Annotated in this window: 1 protein-coding gene; it reads right to left on the bottom strand. The window is 62.7% G+C overall.

Annotated features, from left to right (window positions below; all coding sequences use genetic code 11):
- Positions 1-240, bottom strand: a 240-nt coding sequence (locus tag AB4Y44_RS42935; RefSeq protein ID WP_368702858.1) for a cytochrome ubiquinol oxidase subunit I, incomplete at its 3' end; no start/stop codon positions are given.
- Position 241: the final 1 nt, after the last annotated feature.

The following is a 241-nucleotide window of genomic DNA, read 5'->3' on the forward strand; positions in this document are numbered from 1 at the left end:
CTCGACGGCCACGTAAGGCAGCGGGATGCACAGTACCCATGCGAGCAGGAGCTTGCGCTGCGCGAGGAGGCGTTCGAGGTTGCCGCGCGCTTTGTGCAGCGCATACGCGGTCCAGAGCGCGAGCAGCTTGCTCCAGTGGCGGGCGTGGCGGTAGTACATCACGTCGCCGGTGCGAATCCACAGGACTTCGATCAGCAGCAGAAATATCGACAGACTGACAGTGAGGATAGGCCACACGATG

Source organism: Paraburkholderia sp. BR10937, assembly GCF_040965695.1.
Taxonomy (GTDB): Bacteria; Pseudomonadota; Gammaproteobacteria; order Burkholderiales; family Burkholderiaceae; genus Paraburkholderia.